The sequence below is a fragment of the Paenibacillus sp. NRS-1782 genome (assembly GCF_050467685.1).
Classification (GTDB): Bacteria; Bacillota; Bacilli; order Paenibacillales; family Paenibacillaceae; genus Paenibacillus; species Paenibacillus terrae_A.
On the sequence record NZ_JBITPH010000038.1, the window covers coordinates 68,744 to 95,605 of the forward strand.

At 50.3% G+C, this 26,862-nt stretch carries 3 protein-coding genes and 1 pseudogene; 3 read left to right on the forward strand and 1 reads right to left on the reverse strand.

Features of this window, described 5'->3' with window-relative positions:
- The first annotated feature begins 17 nt into the window (after window positions 1–17).
- From fabF to ACIFQM_RS14375, 3 genes are all read left to right on the forward strand, one after another.
- Window positions 18–1,259, forward strand: coding sequence for a beta-ketoacyl-ACP synthase II (gene fabF, locus ACIFQM_RS14365; protein WP_430039859.1), 1,242 nt, complete (start codon window positions 18–20; stop codon window positions 1,257–1,259).
- 4 nt (window positions 1,260–1,263) lie between these two features.
- The gene (locus tag ACIFQM_RS14370; protein ID WP_430039861.1) at window positions 1,264–1,671 is read left to right on the forward strand and encodes a 3-hydroxyacyl-ACP dehydratase FabZ family protein; all 408 of its coding nucleotides are present in this window, start codon (window positions 1,264–1,266) and stop codon (window positions 1,669–1,671) included.
- A 92-nt stretch (window positions 1,672–1,763) separates the two neighbouring features.
- Entirely contained in the window at window positions 1,764–25,490 is a 23,727-nt protein-coding gene (locus ACIFQM_RS14375; RefSeq protein ID WP_430065707.1) for a non-ribosomal peptide synthase/polyketide synthase, read from the forward strand.
- A gap of 109 nt (window positions 25,491–25,599) precedes the next feature.
- Here ACIFQM_RS14375 and ACIFQM_RS14380 read toward each other — a convergent pair.
- Window positions 25,600–26,514, reverse strand: a pseudogene (locus ACIFQM_RS14380) (alpha/beta fold hydrolase); the annotation flags it as partial.
- Between the last annotated feature and the right edge of the window lie 348 nt (window positions 26,515–26,862).

The window sequence follows — 26,862 nt, forward strand, 5'->3', positions numbered from 1 at the left end:
CGAAGGACGTGGATACAGTGAGAAGACGTGTTGTGGTGACAGGACAGGGAGTCGTAACGCCGGTTGGGCTTAATCTTACAGATTTCTGGAATTCACTGTTGGAAGGAAAGAGCGGAATCGGACCTGTCACTTCTTTTGATACAGCGGACATTCCGACGAAGATTGGCGCACAGGTTACGGGCTTTGATCCGTTGCAATATATGAGCAAGAAGGAAGCTAATAAAGTAGCACAGTTCACCCAATTTGCCTTGGCGGCTGCCCGTCAGGCAGTCGAGCAATCGAAATTAGTGATTGACGAGCGGAATGCAGGCCGCGTAGGGGTTATTGTCGGCTCTGGAGCAGGAGGGCTCGACGTCATAGAGGAGAACTACAGGAAATTAACAGAGCTTGGCCCCAAAAGGGTTTCTCCTTATTTTGTTTCCTCGATGATGATTAATTCTGCGCCTGGTGAAATCTCCATTGCTATCGGAGCCAAGGGACCTTCGTTTGCCGTCGTTACAGCTTGTGCTACTGGAAGTAATGCCATTGGTGAAGCATTACGGACGATTCAGTACGGCACGGCTGATGTCGTGGTGGCTGGAGGAGCAGAAGCCAATTTTAGTCAGCTTGATTTGGCATCTTTTGCGAATATTCATGCTCTTTCCAGACGCAATGAAGAGCCGCAGAAGGCCAGTCGCCCGTTTGATGTGGACCGCGATGGATTTGTCATCGGTGGAGGAGCCGGGGTCTTGGTACTGGAGGAGCTGGAGCATGCCATGAACCGGGGGGCCACCATTTTGGCCGAGGTTGCGGGTTACGGATGCACAACCGATGCGTATCATATCACGGCTCCAGATCCCTCGGGCTCCGGTCCGGCAGAAGCGATCAGCATCGCACTGCAGGATGGTGGCTTGACACCGCAGGAAATCGGCTATGTCAATGCCCATGGTACAAGTACGCCGTTTAACGACCGTATGGAGATCAATGCCATTCAGAAGGTATTCGGGGAGCATGCCCCCCATTTGGCGATATCGTCTATTAAATCCATGACAGGCCATTTAATGGGCGGTGCAGGGGCAGTCGAATTAATTGCAACTGTACAGAGCATGATCCACAGCAAAGTACCACCGACACTCAATTGCGACAACCCTGAAGCCCCTGAACTAAATTTTGTCCCGCATGTATACCAGGAACGCGAGGTCCGTGCGGCGATTAGCAATTCCTTTGGTTTCGGGGGGCATAACGTCTGTCTTGCTGTTCGCAAGTGGGAAGGGGTATAAGCCTGTGAGCGAAGAGCCAATCCATATCCCGGATGTGCTTCCGCACAGGTACCCGTTTCTTCTGCTGGATGGCGTGACTGGGTACGAAACATCGCAATGGGCGAAGGGGTACAAGCTTGTCACCTGGAGTGAGTGGTTTATTACAGAGGCTAATCCATACATGCCTTCTATGTTGATCGTGGAATCGCTCGCACAATTGGCGGCATTCGCTGCGATTGACAAAAAAGGCATTTCATATCTGACCAACCTTAATGGAGTTCGATTCCATAGCTTGGCGAAGCCAGGGGACCGAATTGATCTCCATTTTCAAGTCAACAAGCGTCGGCGGGGCTATATACTCGGAAGCGGTCGGGCTTCTGTAGGTGAGCGTTTGGTGGCTGAGGCGGAAGAAATTGTTTCACTTGATCAATGAGCGGAGGAAGCGCACGTTAAACGGTCCATTTGTCCTCCTGACTGCCAGTAGCAGCGGGAGGATACTCACATCACGGAATAGGAGTGAACGAGATGAATGACATACAGTTATATGATTTAACAAATGCGCAGAAACGTATATGGTATACCGAATTACTCTATCCAGATACGTCAGTGTCACAGCTTTCCGGTACAGCCAAGATGAAGGGCCGTATCCATATCGCTGCCTTCATGCAGTCCATTAATTTGATTATCAAACAGTATGATGCGTTCCGCATTCGTATCACCTCAGTGGATGGAGTGCCTCGGCAGTATGTCGTTCCTTATGAAGAGAGACAGTTGGAGTATCTGGACCTTACCCACTATGAAAGTGTATCAGAGGTAGAAACTTTACTTGAGCAGCACAAAAGCAAACCCCTGCAACTGCTGGATTCTGAGCTATTCCAATTTTTGATTGTAAAGATTAGCGAGGATGAGTATTGGATTAATACCAAGATGCACCATATTATTTCTGACGGGATCTCAATGGTGATCTATGGAAATCAATTGACGGAATTTTACATGCAGATCATCCAAGGAAATGAACCGACGCTGAATGACGATTGCTCCTATATTCAGTATATTGCAGAAGAGAACGCATACGAGCTTTCTGACAGATACCAAAAGGACAAGACATACTGGCTGAATAAATTTTCTGATTTACCTGAACTTACGGGTTGGAAGTCATACAATCCGTTATCTCTAAGCACCCGCGCCGTTCGGGAGCATTTTACCGTGCCAGAGGTGCTGTATCACGAGCTGCAGGCATTTTGCCAACAGAACAGGATTTCTCTGTTCCAGTTCTTCATGGGTGCGATGTATATTTACATACACAAAGTGACGAATCAGCCGGATGTGGTGATCGGTACTTCGTTCGCTAACCGGGGGAACAAAAAAGAGAAGCAAAAGATAGGTATGTTCGTCAGCACGGCTGCAGCCAGAACATACGTCGAAAAGGATATGGATGTGTTGAGCTTCCTGCAGGATGTAGCCAGGGATCAGATGTCAGTCCTGCGGCATCAGAAGTATCCATATAATCAGTTAATTCAGGATCTTAGAGAAATGCATGGTAACAGGGATATCCAGCGGCTTTTTGGCGTTTCAATGGAATACCGCCTTATCAATTGGGTTGATTTGGATGAGGTGCGCATTTTGACGGATTATGATTTCTGCGGTGACGAAGTGAATGATTTCGTGCTTCATATCGTGGAGATCCTGGATGAAGGCGAGCTGGTACTGGATGTCGATTACCGGACGACGCTGTTTGAACGCAGTGAAGTAACGGACATGGTTTCCCAGTTGCTTACGATCGCCGAGCAGATCATTCATGCACCGCAGCTTTCCATCGCAGAGGTAACCCTGCTGGGAGAAGCGGATGAGCAATCCATTTTGGCTCTCTCGGAAGGGATTGTAGCTGATTATCCGCGTGAAAAGACAATTCATGGCTTATTCGAAGAACAGGCCGAGCGCACGCCAGATCATGTTGCCGTTCAGATGGGCGAGCAGAGCATTACATATCTAGCTCTAAACGAGCAGGCTAACCAGCTTGCGAGATATTTGCGCTCCGAGGGAGTAGGAGCAGATACGCTCGTAGGGATCATGGCTGACCGTTCCTTGGAGATGATCGTCGGCATTATGGGCATTTTGAAAGCAGGAGGTGCCTATGTACCGATTGATCCCGATTATCCCGAAGAGCGTATTCGTTACATGCTAGAGGATTCAGGAGTCCGTCTGTTGCTCACCCAAAGCCATCTATGGGAGAGTACCACATTTGACGGAAAGCTGGTGAATCTGGACGAAGTTGCATCGTATACAGGGGACACTTCAAATCTGGAGAGCATTTCGGGGGCGAGCAATCTTGCCTATGTTATCTATACGTCGGGTACAACTGGCAAGCCGAAGGGAACGCTGATCGAGCATAAAAATGTAGTTCGACTGCTCTTTAACGATAAAAATTTATTTGATTTCAACGCTCAGGATACGTGGACGCTATTCCATTCATTCTGTTTTGATTTCTCCGTTTGGGAGATGTATGGAGCCCTTCTCTACGGAGGAAAATTGGTGATTGTTCCTTCTCTCACTGCCAAGAGTCCAGCAGCTTTCCTGGAGTTGTTGAAAGACAACAAAGTCACCATTTTGAACCAGACGCCAACGTATTTTTATCAGGTGCTACAGGAGGAATTGGCGCACTCTTCGACAGAGCTTAGTCTTAGAAAAATCATTTTTGGCGGAGAGGCCTTAAGCCCATCTCTTCTGAGAAACTGGCGGGTCAAGTATCCTGATGTGCAGCTGATTAATATGTACGGAATTACGGAAACAACGGTCCATGTCACCTACAAGGAAATCACGGAACGTGAGATTGAAGCGGGGAAAAGCAATATTGGCAGAACAATTCCGACACTTAGCGCTTACATTTTCGATGAGCAAAGACGTCTGCAGCCTGTCGGGGTTCCGGGGGAGCTATACATCGCGGGCGACGGTCTTGCCCGAGGGTATTTGAACCGTGCAGAGTTAACAGCCGAGAAATTCGTAGAGCATCCGTTTCGGGCGGGAGAGCGAATGTACCGTACTGGCGATCTGGCTCGCTGGTTGCCTGATGGTAATATCGAATATTTGGGCCGGATCGACCATCAAGTCAAAATTCGTGGCTACCGAATTGAGCTTGGCGAGGTGGAAGCCCAAATTCTCAAGGCTCCGAATGTACGGGAAACGATTGTCCTGGCAAGGGACGACGAACAGGGACAAAAATTGCTTTGCGCCTACTACGTTGCCTCCACTGACCTTTCGCCGAGCGAATTGAGGTCTCAGCTGGCCGTAGAACTACCGGCTTATATGATCCCCTCTTATTTTGTCCGGCTGGAGCAAATGCCGCTTACGCCGAATGGCAAGCTGGATCGCCGTGCGCTGCCAGCACCTGAGGGCAGTGTACAATCCAGCGAGGATTATTTGGCTCCGAGAACTGCTGCGGAAGTGCAGTTGGCGCTAATCTGGCAGGATATTCTGGGAGTTGCCCGCGTGGGTATCAGAGATAATTTCTTTGAAATAGGTGGTCACTCGTTGCGGGCGACACTGCTCGTTTCGCGGATTCAGAAAGAGCTGGGATGCAGCCTTTCGCTGCGGGAAGTGTTTCAGTGGCCTACGGTCGAGTCCATGGCACGACTGGTGAAAGAACGCATTCCGACCGTGTATGAATCCATCCCACGGGCGGAGGAAAGCGAAGCTTACCCCGTGTCCTCAGCACAGAAGCGGTTATATGTGTTGAGACAAATGGACGGAGGAGAGCTCAGCTACAATATGCCTGGAGCATTCACAGTGGACGGGCCGTTGGATTGCGTTCGTCTTGAATCTGCGTTCCAGGCACTGATCCAGCGTCACGAATCCCTGAGAACCGGCTTCTATATGAAGGATGGAGAGCTTGTTCAGCGTGTGCATAGGGATGTACCGTTCGCGTTGGACTACACAGAGGCTTCGGTGGAGGAGACGGATACGCTCGTACGCAGCTTTATCCGTGCTTTTGATCTCAGCCAGGCCCCATTACTGCGTGTTGGCTTGGTGAAGCTGGAAGAGGGACGTCATCTATTGCTGTTTGATATGCACCATATCATTTCGGATGGGGTTTCCATTCAAATACTGGTGGAAGAACTCACCTCATTGTATCAGGAAGAACAGCTGCCAGAACTGCACATCCAGTACAAGGATTATGCGGTATGGCAACGGGAGCATTCGGAGAATCAGTGGAAAGAGCTTGAAGCATACTGGCTGCAGGCTTTTGAAGGGGAACTGCCTATACTTGATTTGCCTACGGATTATCAAAGACCTTCTGTTCGCAGCTTCGAGGGTAGCCGAATTGATTTTACATTGGATGCGTCCGGCAATAAGGCAATACAGGAACTCGCATCCCGTACAGGTACTACGCTGTATATGGTATTACTGGCTGCTTATTCGGTCCTGTTGCACAAATATACGGGGCAGGAGGATATCATCGTAGGTTCTCCCGTGGCTGGAAGACCGCAAGCGGAGCTTGAGGGCATCATCGGGATGTTTGTCAATACACTGGCTATGCGCAGCTACCCGGCGGGAGATAAGACATTTCAGGATTATCTTCTCGAAATCAAGGAAACGGCGCTCAAGGCGTTCGAGCATCAGGACTATCCTTTGGAAAAACTGATTGAGAAGCTGGGCGTAGGACGTGATGTCAGCCGCAATCCACTCTTTGATACTCTGTTGGTATTGCAAAATACGGAGCAGGCAGAGCAGGACATGGGCGGGCTGCGCTTTACTCCTTACCCGACGGAGACCGTTACAGCCAAATTTGACCTGTCACTCAATGTAGAGGAGCAGGGGGCAGAGCTAGCCTTTGGTTTGGAGTATAGCACGGCTTTATATCAGCGAGAGAGTGTAGAGCGACTGGCTATGCACTTGCTTCGGGTTCTGCATGCGGTCGCTGTCAATCCCCAGTTAAAGCTGGCAAATATTGAGATGATCACACCGGAGGAGAAGGTGCAGATCATTGAAGAATTCAACGCGACATCGGCTCCTTATCCAAGTGAGAAGACTATTCATGAGCTGTTCGCAGAGCAAGTAAAGCGTACACCGGAGCAGACGGCGCTTGTATTCGGCAACGTCCAGCTAACCTACCTCGAATTGGAAGAGAAGGCAGGGCGGCTGGCCCAAACACTGCGTCGCTTGGGAACGTTGAGGGAGCAGCCTGTAGCCGTGATGGGCGGACGAGGCATCGAGATGGTTATTGGTATGCTCGCAATACTGCAGGCGGGTGGAGCCTATGTGCCTATTGATCCCGAATACCCGGAAGACCGGGTTCGTTATATGCTCAATGATTCCGGCGCCAAGCTACTACTGGTGCAAAAAGGTGAGTTTGTAAGTGTAGACTACGGTTTACCGATTGTCGACCTCAGCAGTGAAGAGGCTTATGCAGCTAAACCTACCCAGCCGGAGGAGACTGTCCATGGATCGCAGGGACTCGCTTATGTCATCTACACATCGGGTACGACGGGTAGACCGAAGGGTGTTATGGTTGAACACCGGAACGTGGTCCGTCTGGTCAAAGAGACTAACTATGTGGAGCTGAATGAATCCACACGAATTTTGCAGACAGGAGCCGTGGCCTTCGATGCCTCCACTTTCGAGATATGGGGGGCGTTGCTTAACGGTGGACAGCTCTATTTCGTAGAGAACGACGACATCCTGATTGCCGATAGGCTCAAAGCTGCTATCGCCTCATACGGGATTACGACGATGTGGCTTACTGCACCGCTTTTTAATCAGCTCTCACTACAGGATGAGTATTTATTTAGAGGGCTAAAAGCATTGTTGGTCGGTGGTGATGTACTGTCCGTACCTCATATCAATCGTGTGAAAGAGGCCAATCCTGGTCTTGACCTTATCAATGGCTATGGTCCGACAGAGAATACGACATTCTCCACCACCTACAAGATTCCGGGTCGTGCTGAAGGGGGGGTGCCGATTGGTCGCCCGATTAGTAACTCGACCGCTTATGTGGTCAATGGATCGCTTCAATTACAACCCATTGGGGCTTGGGGCGAACTGATTGTCGGCGGAGAAGGTGTAGCGCGCGGATATCTCAATCGTCCCGATCTCACGGCAGAAAAATTTGTCCCTAGTCCCGTGAAGGACGGAGAATCCTGCTACCGAACTGGTGATCTGGTACGCTGGCTTCCAGATGGTAAACTGGAATTTAAAGGAAGAATTGATGAGCAGGTCAAAATACGTGGCTACCGCATTGAGATCCCCGAAATCGAGGCTCAGTTGACCAAGGTGGAGACGGTCATTGACACCGTAGTGGTCGTTCGCACGGATGAGCTTGGAGAGAAGCAGCTTTGCGCTTATTATGTGGCGGATCGCATGCTCACGGCAGGAGAAGTGCGTCTTGCTCTATCGCAGGTACTTCCGGGTTATATGATCCCGTCCTATTTTGTGCAGCTGGATCGTATGCCATTAACGACGAACGGAAAAGTGGACCGCAGATCTCTGCCAGCTCCTCAAGTGGGTGTGCATACGGGACGGAAGTATACGGCTCCCCGTACACCGGCGGAAGAAGCCTTGGCTTCTGTTTGGCAGGGGGTGCTGGGTGCCGAGCAGGTGGGGATCCATGACAATTTCTTTGAATTGGGAGGAGACTCCATTAAGGCCATTCAGGTTTCGTCACGGTTGCTACAGGCTGGTTATCGGTTAGAGATGAAGGAACTGTTCAAATCTCCAACCATTGCGGAGCTAAGCGCGCAAATACAAACGGCTGTGCATATGGCAGAACAAGGAACTGTGCGTGGATCGGCCTCCTTGACTCCAGTCCAGCAGTGGTTCTTTGGACGGAAGCAGGCAGAGCCGCATCATTTCAATCAAGCGGTCATGCTGTACCGTGAACAGGGATTTGAGGAAAAGGCCTTGCATCAAGTGCTGAGAAAACTCGCCCAGCATCATGACGCCCTCCGCATGGTTTTTCGTCAGACAGAACAAGGCTACGAGGCTTGGAATCGTGGTTTTGAAGAAGGAGAGCTTTATAGCCTGCAAACGGCTGATTTACGGAATGAATCCAATCCGGTCACAGCCATTACAGCGTTGTCGGATGACATTCAGCGCAGCATCAATCTGGCAGAGGGTCCGCTGTTGAAGCTAGGACTTTTCCATTGTCAGGATGGAGACCATCTGCTGATCGTGATCCACCATTTGGTGGTGGACGGAGTATCCTGGCGGATTTTGTTTGAGGATATCGCAGCGGGCTATGAACAGGTAACTCAAGGACAAGAGCTGACATTTCCGCAGAAGACGGACGCCTTCCGTGACTGGGGTGATGCTCTTTCCCGTTATTCGGAAAGCCCGGCAATCGAAATTCATCAGGCGTATTGGAGAGACCTGGAAGGACAGCAACTTGAGCAGTTACCGAAGGATGAGGCTGTAGAAAGCCTTCTTTTACGGGATAGCGAAGTGGTAACAGCACAATGGACTGCAGAAGAAACTGACCAACTGCTGAGAAAAGCCCACCGTGCTTACCAAACGGAGACGAACGATCTGCTATTGACCGCTCTGGGCATGGCGGTATCCAAATGGTCTGGCATCGGAAAGATTGCTGTGAATCTGGAAGGCCACGGTCGTGAACCGATTATACCGAATATCGACATCACCCGTACCGTTGGTTGGTTTACAAGCCAATATCCGGTAATTTTGGAATTGGGCGATGACCCAGAAGTGGCAGCCTTGATCAAGTCTGTGAAAGAAGGGCTGCGCCGAATTCCGAACAAAGGTATCGGATATGGGTTACTCCAAAGCATGGCAAATCAGGTGGACGTAGACAGCTTCAGCTTGCAGCCTGAGATTTCTTTTAACTATCTGGGGCAATTTGATCAGGATTTGCAGGGAAGCTCGTTGCAGATTTCTCCTTATCCGACCGGAAGCGCCCAAAGCTTGTTGGAGGAACCAGCCTATACGCTAGATATCAATGGCATGGTGACGGACGGAGCCCTGACTCTAACGATTACTTATAACGGAAAACAGTATAAGTCATCTACGATGGAGCAACTTGCTGGATATATTGAAGACAGCTTGCGCGAGCTTCTCCATCATTGCGTAACCCAAGAGAGATCGGTATTGACACCAAGCGATGTGCTTGCGAAAGGGCTGAGCATTGCTGATTTAGAAGAGCTTTCTAAGCAAACCAGCCACATAGGTGATATTGAGAATGTATACAGTCTGACGCCGATGCAGAAGGGCATGCTGTTTCATGATATGTTAGAGCCGCATACGGGTGCTTATTTTGAGCAGGCTGCCTTTGACTTTAAGGGCAGCTTTGACCCAGCTGCCTTTGGACACAGTCTGGATGCAGTGGTGGAGCGTCATGCCATCCTGCGCACGAACTTTTATAGCGGATGGGGTAGCGAGCCTTTACAGGTTGTATTTCGGCACCGAGGCGCCAAACTGGTGTACGAAGATCTGCGGGAGATGAACGCAACGCAGCGCGAAGCTTATTTGAAGACGTTTGCTGCAAAGGACAAAGAACAGGGCTTCAACCTGTCTGAAGATGAGCTTCTCCGTGTTTCGATTTTGTGCACAGGTGAAGCTAGCTTCCGTCTCTTGTGGAGCTTCCACCACATCGTCATGGATGGATGGTGTGTTCCGTTAATTACGCAGGAGGTATTTGAGCATTATTTTTCCCTCCTGGAAGGAAGAGAGCCGCAGCTGGCAGAGGTTCAGCCATACAGTCGATATATCGAATGGCTGGAACAGCAGGATGAAGTAGTTGCGTCCAACTATTGGGGCCGATATCTGGCCGGTTACGAGCAGCAGACGCTTTTACCTCAAGTCGTTGGAGCAAGTAAGGGAGAAGGCTATGTAGCAGAAAAGCTGAATTACCCTCTCAGCAGGGAACTGACTGAGCGCCTCGAAAAGGTGGCCAGAAATGCTCATGTCACGGTGAATATACTGCTGCAGTCCATCTGGGGCATTGCGCTTCAACGCTATAACGGTAGCCGGGATGTCGTGTACGGAAGTGTAGTATCGGGCAGACCAGCAGAAATCCCGGGCATTGATCGGATGATCGGTTTGTTCATCAATACGATTCCCGTTCGTGTGAAGACGGAAGAAAATCTCCCCTTCTCTATCCTGATGAAGCAGCAGCAGGAGCAATATATGGCTTCTCATATGTACGACACCTACCCACTGTTTGAGATTCAGGCTCAGACGGATCAGAAGCAGGATCTAATCTCACATATTATGGTATTTGAGAACTATCCTGTCGAGGAGGAGGTAGAGCGTCTGGGTGGTGGCGAGGCTGCCTTTGAGATTGAGGACGCGGAGCTTCTTGAGCAAACGAACTACGATTTTAACCTGATCGTCCTGCCGGGTGAAGAGATGAAATTGCTTTTCCAATACAATGCACTTGTTTATGATCAAGAGACGATTGAGCAAATCAAGGGACATCTGGTTCACCTTATGGAACAAATTGTAGAGAACCCTGCCATTTCCGTGGATGCTCTGGAATTGGTCACGCCGCAGGAGAGAGAGCAGATTTTGAACGTATGGGGAAACACGAAAATCAGTTACGAGCACTGTAGCACGTTCCACGGGCTGTTGGAGGAACAGGCGGGACGAACGCCAGACGCGACTGCCATTTGGTTCGAGGACGAGATGCTGACCTACGCCGAGCTCAATGCAAAAGCCAATGGACTGGCGAGAAGGCTCCATACTCAGGGAATCAAGACGGGAGACCTGGTGGGACTGATTGCTGAACGGTCGCCCGAAATGATCGTTGGAATCTACGGGATTATGAAAGCCGGGGGTGCCTATGTTCCCATTGATCCAGAGTATCCGAAAGAACGAATCAGTTACATGCTTGAAGATTGCGGGGCGAAGCTGATCCTTGCACAGACCCGTCTCCTGGAGCATCTTGGCTGGATGGAAAATGTTTTGCTGCTGGATGAACCATTAACCTATGATGCCGACACCTCGAATTTGAAGGATACTGCTGGCCCGGATGATCTGGCCTACGTGATCTATACTTCAGGTACGACGGGTCAGCCTAAGGGCGTATTAGTTGAACATCGGGGACTGCAAAATCTTTCGGACGTATACGGGGCACTCTTCGAAGTTACACCGCAGGACCGAATCGTTCAGTTTGCAAGCCTGTCGTTCGATGCATCGGTTTCGGAAATTTTAACGGCACTAAGCCAAGGGGCTGCTCTGTGCATTCCTTCTACACATGACATTTTGGATTATGCCTTGTTTGAGCATTTCTTAAATGACAAGGGAATTACGATAGCGACTCTGCCACCCGCTTACGCTATCCAATTTGATCCAGAGCGTCTGCCAACACTGCGGTGCCTACTAACCGCCGGATCAGCCGCATCGGTCGAGTTGATCGAAAAGTGGAGGAAGCATGTACGATACTCTAATGGCTATGGCCCAACGGAGGACTCCGTATGCACCACAATCTGGTCTGTCCCGGACAGTGAGGAAGCAACGGATATTGTATCTATTGGACAACCTATTGCTAACCATAGTGTGTACATCTTGGATGACCATTTTAGATTGCAGCCTGTTGGCGTAGCTGGAGAGCTATGCATTTCGGGTATCGGGTTAGCACGGGGGTATCATAACCGGCCTGAGTTAATGGATGAGAAATTCGTGGACAATCCGTTTGCTCCAGGAGAGCGTATGTATCGGACGGGTGACCTGGTTCGCTGGTTACCGAATGGAACCATCGAGTACTTAGGTCGAATAGATCACCAAGTCAAAATTCGCGGCTATCGAATCGAGCTGGGTGAGGTCGAAGCACAAATGCTCAGAGTGGCGTCCGTTCAGGAAGTCGTGGCCATGGCTGTAGAGGGCGATGACGGCTACAAAGATCTAGTCGCTTATTTCGTAGCCGCTCAGAAACTTGAGGTATCCGAGCTTCGGGCTGTTCTGTCGGAGATGTTACCTGGATATATGCTCCCTTCCCGCTTCATACAACTGGAGGACATGCCTCTGACGTCGAACGGAAAAATAGATCGAAAAGCGTTGCAGGGAGAGCGCGGATGGGCAGTTGCTTCATCTGTAGCTCCGAAGACACCTGTGGAAATTCAATTAGCCGAAATCTGGCAAGAAGTGTTGGGTGTAGAGAACGCGGGAGTGAAGGATAATTTCTTCCATTTTGGAGGTCACTCACTGCGTGCAGCCCTGCTAGTCTCACGAATTCGCAAGGAAATGAACCGTGAGATTAGTCTGAGAGAGGTGTTCCAGTCCCCTACAATTGAAGGATTGGCTTATGCGATTGAGGGCTATACACCGCTCGATTTTGAGGAAATTCCTACGGCTGGACTACGTGAGCACTACCCCTTGTCCTCAAGCCAAAAACGGCTGTTTATTCTAAGTCAGCTGGAAGGCGGAGAGCTGAGCTATAATATGCCGGGTATCCTTACGGTTGAGGGAGTCTTGGATCGGGAACGGCTGGAGCAGGCATTCCGTCGTCTGATTCATCGCCATGGTTCGCTACGTACCCGTTTTGTGACTGTTAACGGTGAACCCATACAGCAGATCCTGACGGATGTACCATTTACTGTGGAATATGCGGAGTTGAGCGAGGAAGAGGCAGAAGCTTCCGTTCAGCAATTTGTCCGTCCCTTCGATCTTGGCGAGGCTCCATTGCTGCGGGTCGGCCTTATCCAAATTGCGCATGAGCGCCATTTACTGTTGTTTGATATGCATCATATTGTCTCAGATGGTGTTTCTATGAATATTCTCATAGAAGAGTTTCTCCGCTTCTACCAAGAGGAGGACTTATTACCTGCACTACAGATCCAGTACACAGACTATGCGGTATGGCAGCAGGAGCAACTCGGAAGCGAACATCTCAAAGCCCAGGAGGCTTACTGGCTGGATGCATTCCGCGGAAGCTTGCCAGTGCTGGATTTGCCGGGGGATGAAGTCCGTTCTGCGGTGCGAAGCTTTGCGGGGGACCGGATCGACTTCCGTATTGATTCTTCTCTGAGCGGTTCACTCCAGGAGCTGGCTACCCGGACGGGTTCTACTCTGTTCATGGTACTGCTGGCAGCCTATACAGCGCTCTTGCACAAGTACACAGGTCAGGAAGATGTCATTGTCGGCTCACCTGTGGCGGGAAGATCCCATGCGACACTCGAAGGTCTCATCGGTATGTTCGTCGGCACAGTGGCACTACGTACTTATCCGGAAGGGGAGAAGTCTTTCGAGGCTTATTTGCAGGAAGTGAAGGAAACAGCGCTGCAGGCCTATGAAAACCAGGATTATCCGTTCGAGGAGCTGGTAGAAAAGCTGGAGCTTCAGCGTGACCTGAGCCGTAACCCGCTATTTGATACCATGTTTGTCCTGCAAAATATCGAGCAGGGAGAACAAGAAATAGAGGGATTGCGTTTCACTCCTTACGATAATGTACATCCTGCTGCCAAGTTTGACCTCACGCTGACCGTAAGTGAAGCGGATGGGGCATTGGATTGCGCGCTTGAGTACTCGACTGCGATCTACAAGCGAGAGACTGCTGAACGGATGGCAGGCCACTTTGTACAGCTTATTCGGGAAGCAACCGCCAATCCGGCGATGCCGTTGTCATCCCTTGATATCGTGACACCTCAGGAAAAATCAAAGCTGATGCAGGAGTCGGCCGAAGCCAGAGCAGATTATCCTCGTGACAAGACGATTCATGCGTTGTTCGAGGAACAGGCTGCTCATACTCCGAATGCAGTAGCAGTCGTATGTAAAGAGGCAACCCTGTCCTACAGCGAGCTGAACGAACGGGCAAACAGACTTGCCAGAACGCTCTGCGAGCGTGGCCTCCAACCGGATGGTTTGGCTGGAATCATGGCGGATCGTTCCCTCGAAATGGTCGTCGGGATTTTGGCCATTTTGAAGGCGGGCGGAGCTTACGTCCCTGTGGACCCTGAATATCCAGAAGACCGCATTCGCTTTATGCTGGAGGATTCAGGAGCCAAGCTACTGCTGACACAAGCGCATCTGGAGAAACGCGCCTCCTTCGCCGGTGACATCATCAATCTGGACGAGGCGGCTTCCTACAAGGAAGATATCTCAAACCTGCAGCCTGCAGCCGGACCGGAGCATCTTGCCTACGTCATCTACACATCGGGTACGACAGGAAAGCCAAAGGGAACGCTGATCGAGCACAAAAATGTAGTTCGCTTGCTCTTTAATGATAAAAATATGTTTGATTTCGGTCCTCAGGATACGTGGACACTGTTCCATTCATTCTGCTTTGATTTCTCTGTATGGGAGATGTATGGGGCATTGCTGAACGGAGGACGTCTGGTCATCGTTCCATCGCTTACGGCGAAGAGTCCGGATCGATTCTTGCAATTGCTTAAGGACCAGAAGGTCACCGTCTTGAACCAGACGCCGACATACTTCTACCAGTTACTACAGGAAGAGCTTGCTCATCACGCCGCAGAGCTGAGTCTCCGTATGATTATCTTCGGTGGAGAGGCATTAAGCCCGGCCTTGCTCAAGGACTGGAGAACGAAGTACCCGCAAGTGCAGCTCATCAATATGTACGGCATTACCGAAACGACCGTACATGTAACATACAAGGAAATTACAGAGCTGGAAATTGAACAGGGCCGCAGCAATATCGGCATCACGATTCCGACGCTGCGTGCTTACATTCTGGATGAACAGCGCCGTCCACAGCCGATTGGTATTCCGGGTGAACTCTACGTGGCGGGCGAAGGCCTGGCGCGCGGCTACCTGAACCGACCGGAATTAACGGAAGAGAAGTTTGTCGCTCATCCGTTTGCAGCGGGCGAGCGTATGTACCGCTCGGGTGACCTGGCACGCTGGCTGCCGGATGGCAGCATGGAGTATTTGGGACGGATTGACCATCAGGTTAAAATCCGTGGTTACCGCATCGAGCTGGGCGAAGTGGAAGCGAAGCTGCTCCATGCCCCGTCTGTAAGGGAGGCCGTTGTGCTCGCCCGGGAGGATGGAAGTGGGCAAAAGGTGCTTGTCGCCTATTTCACTGCCGATCAGATGCTGACGGTAGGCGAATTGAGAAAAGCCTTGGCTGCTGAGCTGCCAGCTTATATGATTCCGTCTTACTTCATGCAATTGGAACAGATGCCATTGACGCCAAATGGCAAGCTGGATCGCAAGGCGCTTCCTGCTCCGGAGGTCAATGTGCAGACAGGAGCGGTTTATGAACCGCCAAGGACGAAGGCTGAGGAAGCTCTGGCGTCCGTATGGCAAGGTGTATTGGGAGCGCAGCAGGTCGGCATCCATGATCATTTCTTCGATCTGGGTGGTGACTCCATCAAAGCGATCCAGGTATCCTCGAGATTGTTCCAAGCCGGGTATAAGCTAGAGATGAAGGATCTCTTTAAATATCCGACAATTGCCGAGCTAAGCCCGTATCTTCAGGCAGCCGGACGCACAGCAGAACAGGGCGAGATCCAAGGTGCAGCGGAGTTAATGCCAATTCAGCGTTGGTTCTTTGAACGCCATACAGCGGAGCCGCATCATTACAATCATGCCGTTATGCTCTATCGGAAAGACGGCTTTGATGAGGCTGCACTCCGATTGACGGTGGCCCAAATTGCTACCCACCATGACGCGCTGCGTATGGTCTTCCGTTCTACAGAAGCTGGATATGCAGCCTGGAATCGGGGAACGGACGAAGGTGAGCTCTACACATTGGACATCGCTGATGTGCGGCAGGCAGAAGACCAGGCAGCTGCCGTTCAAGCCAAAGCCGATGACATCCAGGCAAGCTTTCACCTGGAAGACGGCCCGCTGTTCAAGCTAGGCTTGTTCCATTGTGACGATGGCGATCATTTGTTAATTGTCATCCATCACCTCCTGGTTGACGGCGTATCCTGGCGCATCCTGTTTGAGGATATCGCAGCGGGATACGAGCAGGCGTTGAATGGACAAGCAATCGTTCTTCCTCAAAAGACCGATTCGTATCTTGTATGGTCTGAGCAAGCGGCGAAGTATGCAGAAGGGCCTGCTCTGGACAAGGAGCGTGCATACTGGCAGCAGATCGAGGAGGCGATTTTGGCTCCACTGCCAAAGGATAAGGATCAGGAGCCGGGCACCATTCGGGATACCGAGTCGGTAACGGTAACGTGGTCTGCGGAAGAAACGGACCTGCTGCTGCGACAAGCGAACCGGGCGTATCATACGGAGACGAATGATTTGCTCTTGACTGCTCTGGGGGCAGCAATACAGCGCTGGACAGGCATGGAGCAGATTTTGGTCAATCTTGAAGGGCATGGACGGGAAATGATTCTACCGAAACTGGATATCACCCGTACCGTGGGCTGGTTCACAACCCAGTATCCGGTTCTGCTGAACCTTCAAGACGGACAGGAAGGTTCTGCACGAATCAAGCGTATCAAGGAGAATTTGCGCCAGATTCCGCACAAAGGAATCGGCTACGGCCTTCTTAAATATATGGCACTGGAGAAAAGTGGCGGGTTCGGCGTAGAGCCGGAGATTTCCTTTAACTACCTTGGACAGTTTGATCAGGATTTGGAGGGGAATGCCCTCAGCCTATCCACACATTCAGTCGGTAAGGCGCTCAGCGACCACACACCACAGCAGTATGCTCTGGATGTGAATGGCATGATTGCCGAAGGCCAGCTATCACTGACGGTTACGTACAGCAGCATGCAGTATCGCAAGGAGACGGTGAATCATTTTGCTGAATTATTACAGTCCAGCCTCAGCGAGGTCATCCGGCATTGTGTGGCGCAGGAGCGTTCACAGCTTACACCAAGTGATGTTTTGTTTCAGGGATTAACACTGGAGCAGCTTGATCGACTTACAGCGCGGACGGCCCACACTGGAGAGATTGAAGATGTGTACAAGCTTACGCCAATGCAGAAGGGGATGCTGTTTCACAGCCTGCTGGAGCCAGACTCCTCTTCATACTTCGAGCAGGCTACATTCGAGCTGCGAGGCAGCTTCGATGTAGAGACCTTCTTCGAGAGCTTCCAGGCTTTGGTGCAAAGACATGCCATACTACGTACCAGCTTTTACAACAACATTGGTGATGTACCGCTGCAAGTTGTCATTAAGCAACGGCTAATCCCTCTGCACTACGTAGATTTGCGTGCCGCAACTTTGCAAGAGCAAGAAGCCCAGATCAAGGCTTACACTGCTGAGGATATGGCTAAGGGGTTCAGCTTGTCGGAAGATCCGCTGATGCGAGTGACCGTCTTGCAAACAGAACAAAGCTCTCTGGTATTATGGAGCTTCCATCATATTGTCATGGATGGCTGGTGCATCCCGATCATTACGCAGGAGCTGTTCGATTATTATTCTGCTATGCGACAGCAGGTACAGCCTGTGCTGCCGCCAGCTCAGCCTTATAGCCGTTATATTGAGTGGCTTGATGCACAGGATGATGAGGAAGCTTCAACATATTGGAGCCAATACCTCAAGGACTATGATGGGAATACCGTATTGCCGGAAGGCAAGACGAAATCTCAGGCCAAAGAAGCGGGCTATGTTCTAAATGAGCATGTTCTCCATCTGGGTGCATCCTTGACCGATAAAATGGATGTTGTGGCGAAGCGAAACCACGTGACTGTCAACACCTTAATGCAGACAGCTTGGGGACTGATTCTTCAACGTTACAATGCCAGCTCGGATGTGGTTTTCGGCGGCGTTGTGTCAGGTAGACCGGCTGAGATTGCAGGTATCGAAAATATGGTGGGTCTGTTCATTAATACAGTACCTATCCGTGTACAGTCCTCCAAAGACGAAGCCTTTGTCGAGGTCATGAAACGTACACAGGCACAATCGCTGGCAGGCCGTGCTTACGACACTTACCCACTATATGAGATTCAGGGGAAAACAACCCAAAAGCAGGACCTGATTTCTCATATTATGATCTTTGAAAATTATCCGCTCGACGAACAGGTGGAACAGTCGGGTAATCAACATGAGGACAATCTCGAAGTCGCGAACTTCACCATGTTTGAACAAACGAACTATGACTTTAACCTGGTTGTGATTCCAGGCGAGGATATCAGGGTCTGCATTCGTTACAATGCTTTGGTCTACGAACAAGAAAGCATTGCACGGATCGGTGGACACTTGATGCAAATGCTCGATCAGGTAGCTACTCGTCCGCAGGCGACCATAGAGGAACTGGAGATTGTAACATCTGAGGAACGGATGAAACTGCTAGACTGGGGCGGCAAGGCCCATACTTATCCAAGTGATCAGGGTCTGCATACCTTATTTGAAGAACAGGTTGTCCGTACGCCAGATAAGATTGCAGCTGTTAACGGCGATGTTCAGGTCACGTATCGGGAGTTGAACGAGCAGGCGAACAGATTGGCCGCCACCTTGATCGCCCAGGGACTTCGGAGTGAACAAGTGGTGGGCCTGCTGGCGGATCGGTCTGTGGAGCTGCTTGTCGCCATCATGGGTGTGCTCAAAGCGGGCGGGGCCTATGTACCTATTGATCCTGAATATCCGCAGGAACGAATTCAGTATATTCTGAAGGATTCTGGCGCTGGAATTTTGCTCACACAGAGCCACCTGACGGAGCTGGCCTCCTTTGAGGGAACGGTTATGGAATTGGATTCGCCGCACATCTACGGTGACGGGGTGGATAATCCCAATCTGCCAGTGAGAGGAAACGATCTGGTGTATTTAATCTATACCTCGGGTACAACAGGGAATCCGAAGGGAACCATGATTAACCATAAAGGGATCGTGAACTACATCTGGTGGGCCAATAAGGTCTACTGTGCAGGGAAACCAACAGATTTTCCGCTGTACTCGTCCATTTCGTTTGACCTGACGCTGACATCAATTTTCACTCCATTAATTAACGGAGGATTAGTACGGATTTACGATGGTATAGATAAAGCGGAGGTTGTTCAGCATATTTTGCGCGAAAATGCGGTGGACATTCTCAAGCTGACGCCGACTCATCTCAGTCTGATTAAAGATATGACCATCCCGGCGGAAAGTCGCATTCAGCAGCTCATTGTGGGTGGAGAGAATTTGACCACACATTTGTCGCAAACCATCACAGATCTCTTTGGCGGCAACATTAAAATCTACAATGAATACGGTCCAACCGAAACGGTCGTCGGCTGCATGATTCACCTGTACGATCCTGTGAAGGATACACGTGAATCCGTACCTATTGGATTGCCGGCAGACAATATATACATCCATATCCTGGATGAACAGCTTCGTCTCGTGCCATTAGGCGTGGAGGGCGAAATGTACATCGCAGGGGACGGGGTAGCCCGCGGATACCTGAACCGTCCTGAGCTTACCGCAGAAAAATTCATTAGAAATCCGTTTGCTTCGGAAGGAAATATGTATCGAACCGGGGATTTGGCTCGTCGCCTTCCTAATGGAGACATTGAGTACATTGGACGTATTGACCATCAAGTTAAAATACGGGGCTATCGTATAGAGCTTGGTGAGATTGAGGCCAAGCTACAGGATATCCCACTTGTAGAGGAAGCTCTCGTTGTTGCGTGGGCAGATGCCCATGGGCAGAAGTCTCTGTGTGCCTACTTCGTAGCTGATCGGGAAATGTCTGTCAGTGAGCTGCGGAACGAACTTTCTGGACTGCCTGCATATATGATCCCGTCCTACTTCGTCCAACTGGACGTGATGCCTTTGACACCGAATGGCAAGCTGGACCGTAAGGCACTGCCTGAACCGAACTCGGGTGTGAAGGCGGGCGCGGCCTTTACTGCTCCGCGGACGGATGTGGAGAACATTTTGGCTTCGATCTGGCAGGGTGTGCTAGGTGTTCCGCTTGTCGGCATCCATGACAATTTCTTTGAGCTCGGAGGCGACTCGATCAAATCCATTCAAGTCTCATCAAGGCTGCTCCAAGCAGGCTATAAACTTGAGATGAAGGATTTGTTCAGCTATCCGACCATTGCAGAGCTGGCCCAGCGTGTTAGGGCGGTCAGCCGAATTGCGGATCAGAGCGAGGTACACGGAGCGGTAAGACTGGGACCTGCCCAGTGCAGATTTTTCGACGAGCAGTCGACGGACCTGCACCACTTTAATCAGTCGGTCATGTTGTACCGTCGGGAAGGCTTCGATACCGATGCGCTCGCCAAGGTTGTTCGGAAAATTGCAGAACATCATGATGCGCTGCGACTGGTGTTCCGCCAAGGAGAGCAGGGATTTGAAGCCTGGAACCGCAGCTTAGGTGAGGGTGAGCTTTATAGCCTCCAGATCCACGATCTGAAGGATGAAACAGACCCGGCTTCGGCAATAGAAGCAGGTGCCGAAGCCATTCAGCGCAGCATCTCTCTCGGTGATGGACCTCTCTTAAGATTGGGCCTATTCCGCTGCGCGGAAGGCGAACATCTGTTAATCGTTATTCATCATCTGGCTGTTGATGGCGTATCCTGGCGCATCCTCTTTGAGGACCTGCAGGAAGGCTACGAGCAGGCAGCACGTGGAGAAGCTGTCAAGCTTCCGCAGAAGACGGATTCGTACCGTGCATGGGCCCAGGGAATCACACAATATGCGAACAGTCCGGCGGCTGAACAAGAACGCAGCTATTGGGCAGGGGTAGAAGGGGATGGCTTCGCCCCTCTTCCCAAAGACAAGGTAGACGACGCTCTTCTCATTAAAGACAGCGGGACGGTTACGGTGAGATGGTCACCAGAAGAGACAGAGCAGTTCCTGAAAGAGGCGAACCGCACTTACAACACGGAAGTTAACGATTTGCTCCTGACGGCCCTCGGCATGGCTGTTCACGAGTGGACTGGGATCGAACGTATAGGCATCCTTCTGGAAGGACATGGACGGGAGCCTGTTGTACCTGAACTGGATATCACTCGCACTATAGGCTGGTTTACAAGCCAATACCCTGTCGCCCTTGAGATGAAAGAGGGCCTGGAGATCGGCGCCAGAATCAAGCGCGTCAAGGAAGGCTTGCGCCACATTCCTAACAAAGGTGTCGGATATGGTATTTTGAAATATTTGAGCGACGTATCCGATGTCTCCTCCTTCTCGGCTGAACCGGAGATTATCTTCAACTACCTGGGACAGTTCGACCAGGATCTTGCAGGGGGGATGATGGAGGTATCGCCTTACTCGGTAGGATCTGAGGTCAGTGAGCAGATGGTACAGCATCAGGCATTGAACATTAATGGACTGATTGCCGAAGGACGACTTCAGCTTTCGGTCAGCTATAACCGTCAGCAGTTCCACACGGAGTCGGTAGAGAAGTTTGTCGGCATCCTGAAGAAGCGTCTCGGCGAAGTCATTGGACATTGTGTACGAAAGGAAAGAACGGAACTTACACCAAGCGACGTACTCCTCAAAGATATCAGCCTGGAAAAAATTGAGGAGCTGGAAGAGCAGACACGGCATATCGGCAGTATTGAAAATATGTATAAACTGACGCCGATGCAAAAAGGAATGTTGTTCCACAGCTTGCTGGAGCCTCATTCGGAAGTCTACTTTGAGCAGGCTAAATTTGAAATTCACGGAGCATTCTATCCTGAGGATTTCAAACGCAGCTTACAGCATCTGATGAAACGGCATGCCATATTGAGAACAAATTTCCATGCCGGATGGGGCGATTTCCCTATACAGATTGTGTTTAAAGAAAGAGCGTGTGACTTCGTATACGAGGACCTGCACGAGCTGGAATCCGGTGAAATTGAAGCGCGTCTTGCAGCTTGTACTGCTCAGGACAAAGCAAGAGGCTTTGATCTTGCCGAAGGAGCATTGCTGCGTGTAACCATTCTACGGACGGCACAAGAGGATTACCATCTGCTGTGGAGCTCTCATCACATCATTTTGGATGGCTGGTGTATGCCTCTTGTGCTTCAGGAAGTGTTTGAAACGTACGGGGTTCTGCGTGAGCAGAGGGAGCCTGAGCTTCCTGCTGCTGTATCGTACAGCCAGTATATTCAATGGCTGGAGGAGCAAGGTGAGGAAGAGGCATCCTCTTACTGGAGAGGTTATCTGGAAGGTTACGAACAGCAGACGAAGCTGCCGCAAGCGACAACACAGCCATTGGCAAAAGCAGAAGCCTACGTATCAGAGAAGCTTGTATTCACGTTGAATGAAGAGCTGACCGAGCGGCTGGAACAAGTGGCGAAGCAGAACCAGGTAACGATGAACACGCTGATGCAAGCAGCCTGGGGAATCGTGTTGCAGCGCTACAATAGAAGTCAGGATGTCGTCTTTGGAAGTGTGGTATCGGGAAGACCTGCCGAGATTCCGGGTATCGAAAGCATGATCGGTCTCTTCATTAATACAGTTCCGGTTCGGGTACAGGCTGAGGGAAGCGATACTTTCTCCCATGTGATGAAAAGACAGCAGGAATTATATTTGGCAGGACATGCTTATGATTCCTATCCGCTCTATGAGATTCAAGCACAGAGCGAACAGAAGCAAGATTTGATTTCTCATATTATGGTATTCGAGAATTATCCGGTGGAGGAGCAACTGGAAGAGAAAATGGCCAGTGAAGAGGCTGAATACACAATTACGGATGTTCAGATGTTTGAACAGACGAATTATGATTTTAACCTCATTGTGCTGCCAGGCCGTAATCTGGAGTTCCTGTATCGTTACAATGCCCGCGTCTATGATCGGGAGAGCGTGGAACGGATTCAAGGGCACTTTATGAAAATTCTGGGCAATGTATCTGTTCAGCCTGCCATTCGTATTGATGAGCTGGAGCTGATCACGCCAGAAGAGAAATCGCAGATTATAGAGGTGTGGGGCGATACAGCAGCTCCTTATCCGCGTGAGAAGACCCTTCACGGCATATTTGAGGAAAAAGCGGCGCTTACACCGGATCGTACAGCACTTATTTATGGCGAAACGAAGCTTCCCTACGGAGAACTTCATCAGCAGGCGAACCGCCTCGCACGTACGTTGCGTGCCCAAGGGGTCAGACCGGATCAGCCGGTCGGCATCATGGTTGAACGTTCGCTTGAGATGATCATCGGCATCCATGCCATTCTAAAAGCGGGTGGGGCCTATGTACCGATTGATCCGGAATTCCCGGAAGATCGTATTCGCCACATGCTGGAGGATTCAGGAGCGAAGCTTCTGCTGACGAAGAATCATCTCAAAGATCGCTTTCCGTTCACTGGCACGCTCCTGGCACTCGATGACCCGCAGGCGTATCATGCGGATGACTCGAATCTGGAGCCACTCGCCGGGCCGGAGCATCTGGCGTATATCATTTACACGTCAGGTTCAACCGGTAAGCCGAAAGGCGTAATGATTGAGCATCGTTCCGCTGTCCATACGTTGAGCCAGTTGGAAGCTGAATATCCGATGCTGGCAGGCGACCGATTCCTGCTCAAAACCACATTCACCTTTGACTTCTCCGTGCCGGAGCTGTTCTGCTGGTTCTTTGGGCAGGGAACTCTCGTCATCTTGCCGCAGGGCGCGGACAAAGATCCGGTGGCACTGCTGGAGGCCGTGGATACGAGCCATATCACGCATCTCAATCTGGTACCGTCGATGCTCAGTGTCCTCGTTCAATATTTGAAGGAAGGCGGCAGCCAAGGATTCCTTACTTTGAAATACCTGTTTGCCTGCGGCGAGACGCTGCCCGCCAAACTTGTGGAAGAGTACTATAAAGTATCTCCACACGCAGTACTGGAGAACATCTACGGTCCTACGGAAGCGGCCGTATATGCGACCCGATATACAACGAGTCTTGAGACTGCTGCTCTAACGCATGTGCCTATCGGTAAACCGTACGCTAACGTCCAAGTATGGATGATGGACAGTGCTTCTCAGGTATCACCTGTGGGTGTGCCGGGAGAACTCTGCATTGCAGGCGAAGGGGTAGCGCGAGGGTACTTCAACCAGTCGGACCTGACGGCAGAAAAGTTCATTCCTCACCCGTACAATCCGGGAGCACGGATTTATCGGACAGGCGATTTGGCCCGATGGTTGCCAGACGGGAATATTGAGTATTTGGGGCGGATCGATCACCAGGTAAAAATCCGGGGTTACCGCATTGAGCTGGGAGAAGTGGAGGCACAAATTCTTAAAGTGCCGTCTGTGCAGGAAGCGGTCGTCCTTGCACTGGCTGATGCTACTGGAGGTACTCAGCTTTGCGCGTACTTTGTGGCTGAAGAGGGACTTGCAGCCAACGTATTACGTGAAGCACTGGCGAGCGAACTGCCAAGCTACATGATTCCGACTGCTTTCGTACAGCTGGCACAAATGCCGCTGAATCCGAACGGCAAATTGGATCGCAAAGCGCTGCCGGCACCAGAAGCACTCCTGCGGAGTACAGCGGAGTATATCCCGCCGCGTACGCCGACTGAAGTAGAACTGGCGCAGATTTGGTCCGAGGTACTCGGTGTGCAGGAAATCGGAGTCAAAGATCACTTCTTCGAACTTGGGGGCCACTCCCTGAAAGTATTAGGATTGATTCAAAAAATCTCGTCCGTCATGGATGTCCAGCTCCCGCTCCAACTCGTGTTCAATCTTCCGACGGTGGAGCAAATGGCACATGAAATATCCAGGCTGCGGACAAAAGATGCTCCTGATGAAGAGGAAATGGAAATTATCCACTTCCCAGGGAAAGGAACGCTTAAAGTGTTCTGCTTCCCTCCTCGGGTCGGCTACTCTCTGGGTTACTATGAGATGGCTAGAGAGCTGGAAGGACATTGCGAGGTATACGGGCTGGAATTCATCGGCGATCGTTTTGAGAGTCAAGACATGCTGGATCGCTACATGGATGCCATCGTGGGTATTCAAGCAGAGGGACCTTATGTCTTCCTCGGATACTCACTCGGAGGGAATCTGGCCTTTGAGGTGGCCAAAGCCATGGAAAGCCGAGGTCATCAGGTGAGCGACCTCATTATGGTGGATGCTATGAGAAAGACGTCCAAGGATGAATCAACGCCGGAGCAGCTAGAAGAGATTGTCGAGGCGGTGTTGGACAGTATTGGGGATCAGTACAAAGCATTTTTGGCCGATCCATCCGACAGGGAGCGAGTCAAAGACAAAATGTTGATCTACTCCATCTATCGGAATGAGCTTATTAACGCAGGTGAAGTTCAGGCGAATATCCATGCCTTGGTTGCAGAGGACGATAGTATGGGTCCGGTAACATCATCAGATAAACTGCTATGGCAACAGGCAACGCTTGGTCAATACGAAGAGTATGGAGTCATCGGTACGCACGATGTGCTGTTTGATTCCGGTTATATTGGTGAGAATGCTAAAGTGCTGAGACAGATACTTGGCAAGGTCACAGAAGCATCATCTAAAAACAAGCGCATTTTGTCCTAAGATCAATCAAGCATAATAAGTGTTAGGCAGCAAAGACGCCCGGATTCCTTTATATAGAAGGAACTCGGGCGTCTTTTGTGTTTTTTGCAACCATTAACATGTAGAGTATCTAATCATCTGTGTTTGTTTTAGCAACGGTTGACCGTTGGTGATTGATATTGGAGATTAGCTCACGGATAACTTGAATGACAAGCTCTGGTTGATCATGAATAATCATATGGTCGCTTTTTTTGGCAACAATAAATTTGCTGTTTGTAGAGATTTTGAGCATTTCACGCTGTCCTATTTGCCAGCTTTGTTCGATCTGCTTATTCCCGCGCTTACTAATGCCGAACTGAGTCAAATTTTGCTGGATGCCCCGGGCAATCACACGCACAGGGAGGTTTCCCAAATGTTGCCCACGTATGGCATTTTCGGTCGTGCTCGCCAGATCACCCTCCTCGGCAACAGATCGAAAGTATTTGGGTGAAGCGACAATATTCACAAACGATTTTCTATCCTGATGCTCGACACGACCCGTTAGAATAAAATTAGGGAACAGACGAAAAGCCCCCGACCTTTCTAGGAGAATGGATATTAATGGCGTGGGATTGACCTTAGGTCGTTCCTTGGCATAAATCTCATTTGTCCGGCGAGCGTCATTCTCAGGCCTAGCATCCACAAGGACCAATCCTGCCACCTCATCACTGTACGTTTGTGCGTACAGCCTTGAGTACATGCCCCCGAGAGAATGGCCTACAAGGATATAAGGAGGCTGGATGTCTGTATTCTTTAAGGCAACATGAAGCTCTCGAACGATGTTTTCCCCGGTGCGTGGAGTAGTAGCCTCCTCACTCCAGGCATAGCCTGCCCGGTCATAGGATACAACGGTTGCGAATGATGACAGATTTTCGGGAATATCCCTCCATGACAAGCTGCTTTCCCCGCTTCCCGATTCAAGCAGTATGGTTGGAGTGCCGCTACCAAGTTTGCGAATATGGAGTCGATAGCCTCCGACGTCAACCATTTTCCCCAGAGGAGGATATCATCAATATTAAAGAAAAATAAGACTTATCACTTGAGCAGTAATGAGTAAAGCGGTATTTTGGGGCAATAAAACAAATAAATAAAAAAGCTTGCATTTAAATATTCGTTATGATATATTCTAATTCCGGCCAAGAAATACAATATTGCGAGCGAGTGTTGAAAAAAAGATTTAAAAAAATGCTTGCAAAGTTGGTTCGGACATGATAAGATATAAGAGTTGATAAGGCGACGAGCTAAATCAACAAAAAAAGAAATGTTTGATCTTTGAAAACTGAACAACGAGTGAGTACGGATTTTGCTTGCAAAATCCAAAGCTGAGATTTTAGTACATGCCGTCAGGCTGTAT